This window comes from Sphingomonas sp. S2-65, from assembly GCF_021513175.1.
GTDB lineage: Bacteria > Pseudomonadota > Alphaproteobacteria > Sphingomonadales > Sphingomonadaceae > Sphingomonas.
In genome coordinates, this window is the sequence record NZ_CP090953.1 from 1,755,001 (window position 1) to 1,769,395 (window position 14,395).

The 14,395-nt window shown below is 68.0% G+C and carries 11 protein-coding genes (1 of these 11 cut by a window edge); 4 read left to right on the plus strand and 7 right to left on the minus strand.

The genetic code is table 11. The features are described 5' to 3' along the window. Positions 1-322 carry the 5' portion of a CBS domain-containing protein gene (locus LZ586_RS08240; RefSeq protein WP_235079425.1) on the minus strand. The gene continues 107 nt to the left of window position 1, outside the view, so the window shows 322 of its 429 coding nt (coding positions 1-322); the start codon lies at positions 320-322; the stop codon falls past the left edge of the window. 65 nt (positions 323-387) lie between these two features. Between LZ586_RS08240 and LZ586_RS08245 the strand changes: the two genes are divergently transcribed. Further along, positions 388-690: a hypothetical protein gene (locus LZ586_RS08245; RefSeq protein WP_235079426.1), complete on the plus strand. Its 303-nt coding sequence runs from the start codon at positions 388-390 to the stop codon at positions 688-690. Positions 691-756: 66 nt separating this feature from the next. Here LZ586_RS08245 and LZ586_RS08250 read toward each other — a convergent pair whose 3' ends face one another. The 4 genes from LZ586_RS08250 to hisS form a co-directional block, all read right to left on the minus strand. Next, positions 757-1,584 carry a DUF4167 domain-containing protein gene (locus LZ586_RS08250; protein ID WP_319938052.1) on the minus strand — a complete coding sequence of 276 codons (828 nt, stop codon included), beginning with the start codon at positions 1,582-1,584 and terminating at the stop codon, positions 757-759. Between the two features lie 270 nt (positions 1,585-1,854). Then, positions 1,855-2,664, minus strand: a complete 810-nt coding sequence (prmC, locus tag LZ586_RS08255) for a peptide chain release factor N(5)-glutamine methyltransferase (protein ID WP_235079430.1) — start codon at positions 2,662-2,664, stop codon at positions 1,855-1,857. Positions 2,665-3,292: 628 nt separating this feature from the next. Then, positions 3,293-4,366 carry a peptide chain release factor 1 gene (prfA, locus tag LZ586_RS08260; RefSeq protein WP_235079436.1) on the minus strand — a complete coding sequence of 358 codons (1,074 nt, stop codon included), beginning with the start codon at positions 4,364-4,366 and terminating at the stop codon, positions 3,293-3,295. Then, on the minus strand, positions 4,363-5,712 hold the full coding sequence (gene hisS, locus LZ586_RS08265; protein WP_235079438.1) for a histidine--tRNA ligase: 1,350 nt from the start codon (positions 5,710-5,712) through the stop codon (positions 4,363-4,365). The genes prfA and hisS overlap by 4 nt, the downstream gene beginning before the upstream one ends. A gap of 570 nt (positions 5,713-6,282) precedes the next feature. On the opposite strand from hisS, the gene LZ586_RS08270 reads away from it, so the two are divergent. The 3 genes from LZ586_RS08270 to LZ586_RS08280 all read left to right on the plus strand — a co-directional run bounded on the left by LZ586_RS08270 (position 6,283) and on the right by LZ586_RS08280 (position 12,449). Further along, positions 6,283-7,560 carry an efflux RND transporter periplasmic adaptor subunit gene (locus tag LZ586_RS08270; protein WP_413777331.1) on the plus strand — a complete coding sequence of 426 codons (1,278 nt, stop codon included), beginning with the start codon at positions 6,283-6,285 and terminating at the stop codon, positions 7,558-7,560. Next, positions 7,561-10,755, plus strand: coding sequence for an efflux RND transporter permease subunit (locus tag LZ586_RS08275; protein WP_235079441.1), 3,195 nt, complete (start codon positions 7,561-7,563; stop codon positions 10,753-10,755). It abuts the gene before it with no gap. A gap of 128 nt (positions 10,756-10,883) precedes the next feature. Further along, entirely contained in the window at positions 10,884-12,449 is a 1,566-nt protein-coding gene (locus LZ586_RS08280) for an efflux transporter outer membrane subunit (protein WP_235079759.1), read from the plus strand. A 447-nt stretch (positions 12,450-12,896) separates the two neighbouring features. Here the strand turns inward: LZ586_RS08280 and LZ586_RS08285 are convergent, their stop codons facing one another. Together LZ586_RS08285 and LZ586_RS08290 are read right to left on the minus strand one after the other, a co-directional pair. Next, on the minus strand, positions 12,897-13,523 hold the full coding sequence (locus tag LZ586_RS08285) for a 2-dehydro-3-deoxy-6-phosphogalactonate aldolase (RefSeq protein WP_235079442.1): 627 nt from the start codon (positions 13,521-13,523) through the stop codon (positions 12,897-12,899). Beyond that, the gene (locus tag LZ586_RS08290; protein WP_235079447.1) at positions 13,520-14,395 is read right to left on the minus strand and encodes a 2-dehydro-3-deoxygalactonokinase; all 876 of its coding nucleotides are present in this window, start codon (positions 14,393-14,395) and stop codon (positions 13,520-13,522) included. Before LZ586_RS08290 ends, LZ586_RS08285 begins: the two co-directional genes overlap by 4 nt.

Below are 14,395 nucleotides of genomic sequence, written 5' to 3' on the forward strand. Positions count from 1 at the left end.
CCTCGACCACCGGCAAGTGGCGGATGCGGCGGCGAGTCATCAGCGCGAGGGCGGCGAGAACCGACTCGACGCGGGTGACGGTAATCGCGGGGGCGGTCATCACGTCACGCACCGGGCGGCCGAGCGCCGCGGCGCCGTCCTTCGCCAAGCAATGGATCACATCGCGTTCGGAGAAGATGCCGGCGACTTCGCCGTTCTGCATCACCGGCACAGCGCCGATGCGGCGTTCGGACAGGAGGGCGGCGGCTTCGGTCACCGTTCGCTCCGCGTCGATCGAGACGACGTCGTGCCCCTTGCCTTCGAGGATCGCCGCGATGGTCATTGGCCGACTCCACCTTACATCTGAGGCGGTTGTTTCTCCCATGATTCGGGCGCAATTGCAAAGCCATGCCCGAGCATGAGCAAGACCTGGACGATCCCACTTACGCTGCCTTCGCCTGGGGGCGGTTCAAGCGGATCCTGTGGTGGATGACGGGTGCCGCGCTGCTGGCGACGGGACTTGCGGAGCTGGCGCTCTACTGGTCGCTGGGCGGGCTCGACTGGGTGACCGCAACGGCGACGTTCCTGGGCGTGTTCCTGACGATCATGCTGACCGCGGCGCTGATGGGACTGATGTTCCTGTCGTCGGGCAGCGGGCATGACGATCGAGTCGAGGATCCGCTTAGGGACCAAATAGATATCGGCGACTGAGCTTGAGCCCAGCCGCCGATCAAATGGAGCTTCTTGTTGACGCCCGCGACAAGGGCGCGAAGGGCGTCAGGCGACGGGGGCTTCGGCGTCCTCAGCCCGCGGCGTGCGCCGGCGGCGCGGTTTTTTCGGTTCTTCCTCAGACACTTGCGCCGACACTACGTCGCCGAGCGCGGGCGGCAGGACCGCGAGATCCAGCCCCTCGCCGCTATCCGACGCGAGCGGAGCCGAAACGGCCTCGTCGCGGCGCGGGCGACGGGTGCGGCGGGGCCGCTCGGCCTCGTCACGAACCTCGGCCGGAGCCTGAACCTCGGAGAATTCCGCTGCTTCCACAAGGGCTTGGCCGTTTGGCTGCGGGTTGGCGACATTGCCATTGGCATAGCCGTTGCGGCGATCGCGAGTGTCGCGGCCTTCGCGATTCTCGCGTGGTTCCCGCTCGCGATATTCACGGTTTTCGCGGTTTTCGCCGCGCGATTCGCGTGCTTCACGCGGTTCGCGCTGCTCACGAGGCTCACGCTGCTGGCGCGGTTCCTGCTGCTGCTGCGGCTGCTGCTGCTGGTCGTTGCCGTCGCCTTCGAACCCGAAATCGTCGTCGTTGCCGTCCATGTCGTCGCGCGGGCGGCGCTGCTGATTCTGCTCCTCGAAGCGCGAGCGGGTTTCGCTCAGCACCCGGAAATAGTGATCGGCGAACTGGAGGTAATATTCGGTGTTGACGCGGTCGCCCTGGCGCTGCGCGTCGGAGGCCAGGTTCTTGTACTTTTCGTGCAGCTGGGCGGCATTGCCCCGCGCGCGATTGTCGATGCGACTGCCATTGCCCTGGTTCGAATTGCCGCCACCGGGGCGCTGCTGCTGACCACCACGGCCGCGACGGCGGCCGTTAGGCTGACGATTGTTCATCAAGGTCTGTTTGTCCTGTCTACCTAAGCCGTCCGTCGATCCATCAGCGGTCCCGGATGCACGTTACACTCGCGGCAAGCCCCGGAAACACCGGTTCCTGCCGTCTGCCATGGCCGCCGGACTGCAGCGGCACGCATGACTTGGAGGGGGCGATCGCCCCAAAATTCAACGACGTAATCTGACGTGGTTGAAGTTGCTTTGCCCCGTCCGCGTTCTTAGCCGGTGCAGCATCGATCTCCAAGTGGAAATATGGGGTGCCAAATAGCCGGTTCAAGTGAGCCGCACCGCCCGGGGACGGTCGCCAAGATCGCGGTACAGCTGGGTAGCCAACCCATGTTGGGCAGCGAGCGCACAGACCGCTTCCGCCTGGGTCCAGCCGATCTCCAGCAGCGCGCACCCGCCCGGCGCGAGCAGGCCGGGGAGCGCGGGAACGATGCGGCGATAGTCGTCGAGCCCGTCGGCGCCGGCGAACAGCGCCGAGGCGGGTTCGTGGTCGCGCACCTCGCGCGGGAGCGCTTCCCGCGTGCCGATATAAGGCGGGTTGGCGAGGATTAGGTCGAACTGGCCGGCAAGGCCCCCGGTCCAGTCGCCGAGGCGGAAGGCCGCGCGGGGCGCGAGCCCGAGGCGCTCGGCATTGCGGCGGGCATAGACGAGCGCCGGTTCGGAAGCGTCGATGCCGAGACCCTCGGCGTCGGGCCATTGGTCGAGCGCGGCGAGCAGCAGCGTGCCCGGGCCGGTGCCGAGATCGAGGATCGTGCGCGGGGTTCGCCTGGCGAAATGCTCCAGCGCGGCTTCGAGCAGGGTTTCGCTGTCGGGCCGCGGGATCAGGGCGCCGGGGCCGACTTCGAGGTCGATGGTCCAGAAGGCGCGGGTGCCGGTGATGTAGGCGACGGGTTCGTGCGCGAGGCGGCGCTGGAGCAATGCGGGGAAGCCGGCGGGAGTGGCGGCGTCCAGATGGCGCAGGAGGAGGTCGTCGCGGGTGGTGCCGAGCGCGTGCGCCATGAGGAGTTCGGCGTCGAGGCGGGGGGTTGGGGTGATGTTGGTTAGGAGGCGAGTCGCTTCCGCTAGGGCTGACCGCACTCCCTCTCTCCGCTCGCGGGGAGAGGGTTGGGGAGAGGGGAGTCTGCCGCGGGCGAGTCGCTTGGATTGGATGTCATGCCCCTCTCCCCCTACCAGTGTCGGACGGGGATAGGGAGAAGCAGGGCCTTTTCTTCGCCATCTTTCGGATTGAGCTCCAGTCTTCCTGTCACCCCGGCCTTGAGCCGGGGTCCCGCTATGTTGAGCCGGCAGAAGAAGCGGGACCCCGGCTCAAGGCCGGGGTGACGGAGAAGGGAGGCGGGGGAGAGGGAGGTGGAAGTTGGCTCAGGCGATTCTAGGGGTCGGACGTCGTGCCCCTCTCCCCTGCCCTCTCCCCGCAAGCGGAGAGAGGGAGAATGTGTTGTGCCTGGCAGCCCTCGCTGTCCTCTGTCATCCCGGCCTTGAGCCGGGATCCCGCTTCTTCTTCTGCCCGCTTGAAGTTTGCGGCTTCTTTCATCCACGCGCAACTAGAGGCAAGCGGTTTGCGGCTTTCGGATCCTCCCCCGGAGGGGGAGGTGGCAGCTCGAAGGGCTGACGGAGGGGTAGCTATCCACTGGCGATGTCGCCTGCGGAGAATACCCCTCCACCATGCTGCGCATGGTCCCCCTCCCCCTCCGGGGGAGGATTGAGGTTACCCATCCAGCTGGGCCAGGCGGTCGGCTTCGTCCTGGGCGATCAGGGCGCCGATCAGTTCGTCGAGTTCGCCTTCGAGGATTTCGGGGAGGCGATGCAGCGTCAGGTTGATGCGGTGGTCGGTCACGCGGCCCTGGCCGAAATTGTAGGTGCGGATGCGTTCGGAGCGGTCGCCCGAGCCGACCATCGAGCGGCGGGCGCCGGTGCGCTCGGCGGCGAGGCGTTCGCGTTCGCGTTCGTAGAGGCGGGTGCGGAGCACCTTCATCGCCTTGGCCTTGTTCTTGATCTGCGAGCGTTCGTCCTGCTGGATCACGATCGTGCCAGTGGGCAAGTGCGTGATGCGCACGGCGCTGTCGGTGGTGTTGACCCCCTGCCCGCCCGGCCCGGAGGCGCGGAAGATGTCGATGCGGAGGTCCTTTTCGTCGATCTTCAAATCGACATCCTCGGCCTCGGGCAGGACCGCGACGGTGGCAGCGGAGGTGTGGATGCGGCCGCCGGCTTCGGTGGCGGGGACGCGCTGGACGCGGTGGACGCCGCTCTCGAACTTGAGCTTGGCGAACACGCCGGTGCCGGTGACCGAGGCGACGACTTCCTTGAAGCCGCCGGCTTCGGAACTGCTGGCCGAGATCAGTTCGATCCGCCAGCCCATCCGCTCGGCATAGCGCTGATACATGCGCAGCAAGTCGCCGGCGAAGAGCGCGGCTTCGTCGCCGCCGGTGCCCGCGCGGATTTCGAGCATTGCCGGGCGCTCGTCGGCGGCGTCGCGCGGGAGCAGCGAGAGGGCCAAGCCACGCTCGGCGCTGGCAAGCGCGTCGTGATTGGCGCGCAGCTCCTCATTGGCCATGGCGCGCATTTCTTCGTCGCTGTCCTGCGCCATCGCCTGGAGCGATTCGGTTTCGGCGCGCAGGCGGCGGACTTCGCCGGCGGCGACCGCGACGGGCTCGAGCTCGGCATATTCCTTCGAGACCTGGACGAAGCGGTCGCCGGGCAAGTCGCCGGTCGCCATCTGCGCCTGCAACTCGTCGCGGCGCGCCTCGATCGCGGCGATGCGGTCGGCGGGGATGGAGATCATAGCGACTTGGGCCGTAACAGCACTATTCCGTCAGAGCCTGCAGCTGGAGCCGCTTCGAAAGCCCCACTCAGCGCCTCGTAAATGCGCTTGCTCAACTCACCGTCCACCTCTGCGTCGGACGCATACCGGATGGTTGCGATTGCTGGATCATCAGCCGCTAGATCTTCAGGCGTGACGACATCGTTGGGCTCCCATCGCCGGAGACTGATACGCGCTCTCGCATTCGCCTTCTGTGCTAATTCAAACTGGCGCTTTGGCTTACCTTTGAATGGTCCCGCAAACGAAAGGCCGGCGCGACGAAGAGCTGCGGCTATTCTAATCAGCTCGACATCAGAACGACCGCTCTCATCAATAAGGGCAATAGGTCGATCACTTTGATCCTCGCGCAACTCCGCAAGCCACATGAGCCGTTCGACACCGGCTGCCCAGCCCACGCCGGCGGTTTCCGGGCCACCGAGCGAGCCGATCAGGCCGTCATAGCGGCCGCCGGCGAGCACGGTGCCCTGCGCGCCGAGGCGGTCGGTGACGAATTCGAAGGCGGTGTGGCGGTAATAATCGAGGCCGCGGACCAGGCGGCTGTTGCGGGTCCAGGCGACGCCGGCGGCGTCGAGGCCGTCGGTCACTGCCTTGAAGAAGCTTGCGGCTTCCTCGGTCAAATACGCGTCGATATCCGGGGCGCTGTCGGCGACGGCGCGGTCGCCGGGATCCTTCGAATCGAGGATGCGCATCGGGTTCTTTTCCAGACGCGTCAGGCTGTCCTGCGACAGCTGGCCCTTGTGCGCTTCGAAATGGGCGACCAACGCAGTGCGCCAGGCGTCGCGGGTTTCGGCGTCGCCGAGCGTGTTGAGCTGGAGCGTGACGCCTTCGTGGATGCCCAGATCGTGGAGGAGCTGGTCGGCGAGGACGAGCAGCTCGACATCGGCGGCGGGCTCGGGCGCGCCGATGATCTCGGCGTCGATCTGGTGGAACTGGCGGAAGCGGCCCTTTTGCGGGCGTTCGTAGCGGAACACCGGGCCCGAGGTGGCGAGCTTGAGCGGCGCGTATTGCTGCCAGCCCTCGGTGATGTAGGCGCGGGCGATGCCGGCGGTGAATTCGGGGCGCAGAGTGATCGAGTCACCCCCGCGATCCTCGAAAGTGTACATCTCTTTAGAGACCACATCCGACGTTTCGCCCATCGAGCGGGCGAAGACGTTCGTCGCCTCGAAGATCGGGATCTCCAGCCGCTGGAAGCAATAGAGCCGGCGGACGCGATCGAACGCGTCGAGCACGGTGGCGAAGCGGCGCTGCTCTTCGCCGAAGATGTCTTGGGTGCCCCGGATGCGCTTGGGGGTTTCGATGCGTGCCATTTGGGGCGGGCTGATACGGGGTTTGCAGGCGGGCGGGAAGAGGGGATGCGAAGGACTTTCCCCCTCCCTGAAAGGGAGGGGATAGAGGGGTGGGTCTGGCGGAGGCCGGGGCTCGATGCCCCGGGCTTCGCTTTCGCTCGACCGGCAGGAGCGCGGCTTCGCCGCGCACCCACCCCCAGCCCCTCCCTTGCAGGGAGGGGAGCGAGGAAGAAGAAATCTTTAGAAGCCCCTTCACATCGCGTTCCGCGCGCCCATATTCCTGTTCGAGTTCAACAACATGGAAGGAGGTGATCTGATGTCTCATTGCACCATGCCGCTCGCGGCGCCCAAGGCTTCAGTTCGCTTCGGCGCACTTTTCGCCTGAAGGCATAAGTAGACATAGTCGCTCGCCGCAGCGGCTAGGCAATGGAAAGGCCGTCTCCCCCCAGGAGGCGGCCTTTTGTCTTTTCGTGCCAATAGCCTGACACATCCTGATACATTTATGCTGTAGATGCCTGCCACCCAGCGCCCTATGGGCGTTGTTTCCTCACTGAATTTTGCCCTGTGCGGGCCAGCAGAGCGGGTCAGAACATCTTGCAGCATCCCCATTCGACGAGCCGCCGCCGATCCACGGTCCTTTTGCTGGCGGCGGCGTCGCTGCTGGCGTCGTGCGGGGGCAGCAAGGATCCCGCGCAGAAGGGCGGCGGGCGCGGCCCGAGCGGCCCGGCGCAGGTGGGCTATGTGGTGGTGCAGCCGAGCAGCGTGCCGGTGACGACCGAGCTGGCCGGGCGGGTGACCGCGTACCAGATGTCCGAGGTGCGGCCGCAGGTGGCGGGCATCCTGCAGAAAAGGTTCTTCACCGAAGGATCGGTGGTGCGGGCCGGGCAGACGCTCTACCAGATCGATCCCAGCATCTATCAGGCGCAGGCCGCGCAGGCGCAGGCGAACCTGCAGAGCGCGCAGGCCAATGCCAGTGCCGCGCGCATCCGGGCGCAGCGTTATCGCCCGCTCGCGCAGATGGAGGCGGTGAGCCAGCAGGAATATACCGACGTCGCCGCGCAGGCGCAGCAGGCCAACGCCGCGGTCGCGCAGAACAATGCCGCGGTGCAGACCGCGCGGATCAATTTGCGCTTCACCAAGGTGCCCGCGCCGATCACCGGCCGGATCGGCCGCTCGCTGGTGACCGAGGGCGCGCTGGTGACGACCAACCAGGCCGATCCGCTGGCGGTGATCCAGCGGCTGGACCCGATCTTCGTCGACATCCAGCAATCGAGCGCGGACATGCTGGCGCTGCGCAAGGCGCTGGCCAAAGGCGGGGCGATCCCGGGATCGGCCACCGTGCGGCTGGTGCTGGAGGATGGCAGCGATTTCGGGCGGACCGGGACGGTCGAGTTTTCCGAAGTGGTGGTCAATCAGAACACCGGCACGGTGACGCTGCGTGCGCGCTTCGCCAATCCGGAAGGGTTGTTGCTGCCGGGCATGTTCGTGCGCGCGCAGTTCGCCCAGTCGATCGATACCCAGGCGTTCCTGGTACCGCAGGCGGGCGTGTCGCGCGATCCCAAGGGCGCGGCGACGGTCTATGTCGTCGGGCCGGGCAACCGCGCGGTGGCGCGGACGGTGGTCGCGGAACGGACCCAGGGCGCCTATTGGGTGGTGACCCAGGGACTGGCGCCGGGCGACAAGGTTATCGTGCAGGGCACCGCCAATCTGCGCCCCGATGCCGAAATCCGGCCGGTGCCGGCGAACACGCCGCAGAAGCTGCAGGCGCCCAAGGGTGGCGGCCAGGCGGGAACCCAGGGCGGCGGCGGGCCGCGCGGCAGCGGCGGCGGGGCCGCGGGTGGCAACGCCGGCCAGTCGAAGAGCAACTAAATGTCGCGGATCTTCATCGACCGCCCGATCTTCGCCTGGGTGCTGGCGATCATCGTCATGCTGATGGGCGTGGGCGCGATCATGGCATTGCCGATCGCGCAATATCCCGACGTCGCGCCGCCGCAGGTCAACATCCGGGCGACCTATCCCGGCGCGTCGGCGGAGACGGTGCAGAATTCGGTCACCCAGGTGATCGAGCAGCAGCTTACCGGCATCGACGGGCTGCTGTATTTCAGCTCCAACTCGACCTCGCGCGGGCAGGTGACGATCACCGCGACCTTCGAAAAGGGCACCGATCCCGACATCGCCCAGGTGCAGGTGCAGAACCAGGTGCAGCAGGCGCTGTCGCGCTTGCCGCAGCAGGTGCAGCAGCAGGGTTTGCGGGTCACCAAGTCCAACCCGGACTTCCTGCTGATCGTCGGCGTGTATGACGAGACCGACAAGCGCACCAATGTCGACGTGTCCGACTGGCTGTCGTCGAACCTGCAGGACGCGCTGGCGCGGACGCCGGGGGTGGGCGACACCAATGTGTTCGGCGCGCCCTATGCGATGCGGATCTGGCTGAACCCCGACCGGCTGGCGAGCTATGCGCTGATGCCGGGCGACGTGATCACCGCGATCCAGAACCAGAATACCGAAGTGGCGGCGGGCGAGATCGGCGGGCAGCCGCAGCCGAGCGCGCAGATGCTCAACGCCACGGTGACCGCGCAGTCGCGGCTGCAGCGGCCCGAGCAGTTCGAGCAGATCATCCTCAAGACCGAGACCAGCGGCGCCAATGTGCTGCTGAAGGACGTGGCGCGGGTGGAGCTGGGCGCGGAGAGCTACAATGCGGTCAGCCGCGTCAACGGGCATCCCGGCGCGGGCGTGGCGATCAGCCTGGCCCCGGGCGCCGACGCGCTGGAGACCGCCGAGCTGGTCAAGGCCAAGGTCGAGGCCGCGGCGCGCAGCTTCCCGGCGGGCTTCAAATACGCCTATGCCAACGACACCACCGGCTTCATCAAGCTGTCGATCGAGGAAGTGGGCAAGACGCTGATCGAGGCGATCATCCTGGTGGTGATCGTGATGTTCGTGTTCCTGCAGAGCTGGCGCGCGACGCTGATCCCGGCGCTGGCGGTGCCGGTGGTGCTGCTGGGCACGTTCGGGGTGTTCTATGCGCTGGGCTTCTCGATCAACACGCTGACCTTGTTCGGGCTGGTGCTCGCGATCGGCCTGCTGGTCGACGACGCGATCGTGGTGGTCGAGAATGTCGAGCGGCTGATGGAGGAGAATCCCGACCTGACCCCGCGCGAGGCGACGATCCAGTCGATGGAGCAGATCCAGGTGGCGCTGGTGGCGATCGCGCTGGTGCTCTCGGCGGTGTTCCTGCCGATGGCGTTCTTTGGCGGATCGACCGGCGTGATCTACCGCCAGTTCTCGGTAACGATCGTCGCGGCGATGGTGCTGTCGGTGCTGGTGGCGCTGATCCTGACCCCTGCCCTCACCGCCACCTTGCTCAAGAAGAAGAGCGAGCATGGCAATGGCTGGGTCGAGCGGCGCTTCCCGCGGGTCGGGCGGTTCTTCGAAGGCGCGCGGGGCAAGTTCAACCGCGGGTTCGAGCGCGGCACCGAGCGCTATGTCGGCGCGGTGACCAAGGTGGTCGACCGCAAGTGGATCTTCCTGCTGCTCTACGCCGCGGCTTGCGCGCTGCTGGTGATGATGTTCGTGCGGCTGCCCACCGGCTTCCTGCCGACCGAGGACCAGGGCGCGACCCTGGTGCAGTTCCGCCTGCCCGCCGGTGCCACGCAGAGCCGCACCCAGGAAGTCCAGCTGGCGGTCGAGCGTTATTTCCGCGAGCAGGAAGCCAAGAACGTCACCACCACCTTCACCGTCACCGGCGGTGGCGGCGGTGGCGGGGCGAGCGGCCAGAATACCGGCCAGGGCTTCCTCAACCTGGCCGACTGGTCGCAGCGCGAAGGCAAGGAAAACGCCGCCGAGGCGATCGTCGCGCGTGCATCGGGCGCGTTCCGCAACTTCCGCGACGCGCAGGTCTTCTCGCTGGTGCCGCCGGCGATCCGCGGCCTCGGCCAGTCGACCGGCTTCACCATGGAGCTGCAGAACGCCAGCGGGATGAGCCGCGAAGACTTCGTCGCCGCGCGCGACAAGCTGCTCGCCGCGGCCAATGCCGATCCGATGCTGGCGCAGGTCCGCCTGTCCGATCTTCCCGACGTCGCGACGCTGAAGGTCGATGTCGACCAGCAGAAGCTCGCGGCGCTGGGTCTGGCGCAGGGCGACGTCAACAACACGCTGTCGACCGCCTGGGGCGGGCGCTACGTCAACGACTTCATCGATCGCGGCCGGGTGAAGCGCGTCTATGTCCAAGGCGATGCGCCGTTCCGCGCCGCGCCGGGCAACATCAACGAATGGTTCGTGCGCAACAACGCGGCCGGGCAGATGGTGCCGTTCTCGTCCTTCGCCCGGACCAGTTGGTCGACCGCGCCGACGACGATGTCGCGCTTCCAGGGCATTCCGGCGTTCGAGATCCAGGGCCAGGCGGCGGCGGGCGAAAGCTCGGGCGCGGCGATGACCCGGATGGAAGAGCTGGCCCGCCAGATACCGGGCACCAGCGTCGCATGGGCCGGGCTGTCCTATCAGGAGCGGCTGTCCTCGGGCCAGGCGCCGCTGCTGTACGGCATCTCGCTGCTGGTCGTGTTCCTGTGCCTGGCGGCGCTGTACGAAAGCTGGTCGATCCCGGTGGCGGTGCTGCTGGTCATCCCGCTCGGCCTGGTCGGCGCGATCTTCGCAGTGACGCTGCGTGGGCTCCAGAACGACGTGTACCTTCAGATCGGGCTGCTGACGACGATGGGGCTGGCGGCGAAGAACGCGATCCTGATGATCGAGTTCGCCGAACAGGCCGAGAAGCAAGGCAAGCGCGTGATCGACGCGGCGATCGAGGCGGCGCGCATCCGGCTTCGGCCGATCCTGATGACCAGCCTGGCGTTCATCTTCGGCGTGCTGCCGCTGGCGATCTCGACCGGCGCGGGTGCTAATAGCCGCATCGCGATCGGCACGTCGGTGATCGGCGGCATGATCACCGCGACGGTGCTGGCGATCTTCTACATCCCGCTGTTCTTCGTGCTGGTGCGCCGCGGGGTCCGCGACGGCCTCAAGGCGATCCGCGAACGCGGCCGCCGCAACCGCCCGGAGGCAACGGCATGACACGGCCCGCACGCACTCCCCTTCCCGTCACCCCGGCCATCGTGCCGGGGTCCACCGGCCCGCGATCGAAAGGCTCTGTCCTCTTGTCCTTCCTCCAGCCGCACGGTGGATCCCGGCACAAGGCCGGGATGACGGTGGGCGTAACTGCCCTTGCCGCGCTGCTGCTGGCGGGCTGCACGTCGATGGCGCCGGACTATGTTCGGCCCGCATCGCCGGTGCCGCCGAGCTGGCCGCTGGGCGACGCCTATCTCCGCCAGAGCGAGGCGGCGCTGCCGGCGGTGACCTACACCGACATTTTCCGCGACCAGCGGTTGCAGGGGTTGATCCGCCAGGCGCTGGTCAACAACCGCGACCTGCGGGTGGCGGCGGCGAACATCCAGATCGCGCGCGAACAGTACCGCATCCAGCGGGCCGACCTGTTGCCCGAAGTGGGCGTCGGGGCCGGCGGCACGGTGTCGGGCGGATCGGGCAGCTTGTCGGGTCCCTCCGGGAGCACCGGCGGAACGGGCACCGGCGGAACGGGCACCGGCGGAACGGGAACGGGTGGTACGGGCGGAACCGGTACGGGTACCGGCGGAAGCACCGGCACAGTTGTCAGCAGCGCCTCGGGATCGGGTGCCCGCACGCGCTTCTCCGCAAATGGCGGCGTGACATCGTTCGAACTGGATCTGTTCGGGCGGATCGCGTCGCTGACCGAGGCCGAGCAGAACCGCTATTTCGCGACCGAGGCGGCGGCGCGGGCGACTCGACTGACGCTGATCGGCGACATCGCCGACGCATGGCTGACCTATGCCGCCGACAAGAGCCTGCTCGGGATCGCGCAGGATACCGCGCAGAGTGCCGAGCGCAGCGTGCGGCTGACCCGCGCGCGGCTGCAGGGCGGGATCGCGCCGCGCACCGACCTGCGCCAGGCCGAGCAGATATTGGAAGGCGCGCGCGCGGACGTGGCGGTGCAGACGACGGCGCTGGCGCAGGACGTCAACGCGCTCCAGCTGCTGGTCGGCATTCCGATCGCCGAGATGCTGCTGCCGCGGTCGATCGATGAGGCGGCGCCGGGCGTAAGCGAACTTCCGGCCGGGGTGGACTCGCAGGTATTGCTGCGACGGCCCGACGTGGTGCAGGCGGAGTATACGCTGCGCGCCGCCAATGCCGAGATCGGCGCGGCGCGCGCGGCGCTGTTCCCGCGGATCACGCTGACCGGGGTGCTGGGGCTGGCGAGCGATGCGCTGGCCGGGCTGTTCCGTGGCGGCGCGTTCACCTGGTCGGGGGGCGCCAACGCCAATTACTCGATCTTCAACGCAGGCGCGGCGCGGGCCGGCGTGCGGCTGACCGAGGCACAGCGCCAGGCGTCGGTCGCGGCGTATGAGCGCACCGTCCAGATCGCCTTCCGCGAAGTGGCCGACGGGTTGGCGCGGCGCGGCACGATCACCGAGCAGCTGCGCGCGACTCGGGCGCAGGCCGAGGCGGCGGCGGACACGTTCCGGCTGGCCGAGGCGCGGTACCGCGGCGGGATCGATCCGTTCCTGTCGACACTGGACGCGCAGCGCTCGCTATATTCGGCGCGGCGGACGCTGGTGACGACGCGACTTACGCAGGCGAGCAACCTGGTGACGCTGTACCGGACGCTGGGGGCGGATTCGATGCTGGATGCGCGGGCAGATGGTCCGGCGCTGATGGGGCCGGAGGCGCAGTAGAGTTTTCTGAGACCCTCCCCCGGAGGGGGATTTCGCGGGGCGATTCACGCGAAAGCACCGTTGGGGGTCGCGCAAAGACGGAGAGAGCGCACAGACGCGAGCGCGTAACCCTCTTCTGTCACCCCGGCCTTGTGCCGGGGTCCACCTGCCCGCCAGGGATGTCCTTTCGCCGCTTGTCTGTCGCCTGCCGTCCGGTGGACCCCGGCACAAGGCCGGGGTGACAGCGAAGGGAGGGTGGCTGCGGGCGGGTGCTTGCGGTGCGCCCTCCATCCCTCGCTTCGCGAGCAGTCCCCCTCCCTCCGGGGGAGGATCTTGGCGCGCGGCGTTTCATGACCTTCGTCACCCCGGCCTTGAGCCGGGGTTCCGCCGCCTTGCCCCACAGAAGAAGAAGAAGCGGGATCCCGGCTCAAGGCCGGGATGACGAGGGAGGAGGTGGCGTGCTCGCCTCTACTTCAGTGCGGCAACGAAGGCTTGGGCGTTGGTGCCTACCTGCTCGGCGGTGAGACCGATCTTGTAGAGTGCCGAACCCAGGCCGAAACCGGCTGCCCCGGCCGCAAGCCACGGATCCATGGTGTCGGGGGCGATGCCGCCGACGGGGAGGAGGCGCATGTCCTTGGGGAGGACGGCGCGCATCGCCTTGAGGACGCCGGGCGTGGCCGCTTCGGCGGGGAACAGCTTGAGCGCGGTGGCGCCGGCGTCGATCGCGGCGAAGGCTTCGGTCGGGGTGGCGATGCCGGGAAGCGACACCAGGCCTGCGGCGGCGCTGGCGGCGATCACCTGGGGGTTGGCGTTGGGGGAGATGATCATGGTGCCGCCGGCGGCGCGGACCGCCTCGACCTGATCGGCGTGAAGCACGGTGCCGGCGCCGATGATCGCGCGCCCTTCGAAGCGCTTTGCCAGGCGGGCGACGCTGTCGAGCGGATCGGGCGAGTTCATCGGGACTTCGATCAGCGTGAAGCCGGCATCGACCAGTGCCTCGCCGATACCCTCGACCTCATCGGGCTTCACGCCGCGCAGGATGGCGATCAGCGGGCAGCGCGCGAACGCGTCGTTGAAGGCTTGGATGTGGCTCATTGCTTTGCGATCTCGTTAATGCCGGCGACGAACGCGGCGTGGCTGTCGACTAGATGGGCGGTGCGGCCCTGGGCTTCAATCGCCGCGGCGTACAGCCCGCCGAGCATCGGATCGGCGAGGATGTGGACGGTGTCGTGGCCGCTGGTCTCGAGCCGCGCGGCGACGTCGGCGCCGATCAGCAGGCCCGAGGCGAAGGCGGCGGCGTCGCGGTCGTCGCGCGTGCCCAGCATCTTGGCGGCGCGGATGCCGAACAGCGACGCGGCGAGATCGCGGCGGCGGCCTTCCTCGACGCCCTGCAGGAAGGCGTCGCCCGGGGCGACATCGCCGGTCAGCTGCGCGGCGAGCAGGCCGTGCTTCTTGAGCAATGCGAACAGCTCGCCGGTCATCGCAGTGGTGAAATCGGCGACGCGGCCGCCGGCCATGTAGACCCATTTGCAATGGGTGCCCGGCTGGGCGAGCAGCGCGTCGTGCGGAACCAAGCCGGCGGCGACGGCGCCGAGCAGCTGGACCTCCTCACCGCGCATCACATCAGGACGGCCGGCGATCAGGGTGGAGATGCCCGGAACGATCGCGGTGCGGCGATCGACCCACAGCAGCCCGGCGGCGAGTTCGGGCACGCCGGCCGGTGCGGCGACATAAGGCGCGACCTGCCAGCCGATGTTGGAGCCGATCATCCCGGCGAGCAGCATCGGCAAGTCGCCGAAGCGCTCGCGGATGCCGATCGCTTCGCGATCGAAGTCGCCCGGCGTGACCGAAGTCACCCCGCGGTCGTCGCGCTCGGTACGAGTGACCTGCCCGTCCTCGATCAGGAACACGCGGCGATTGGTGGTGCCCCAATCGACGGCGAGGAAACGCGTACCGAACACCGACAT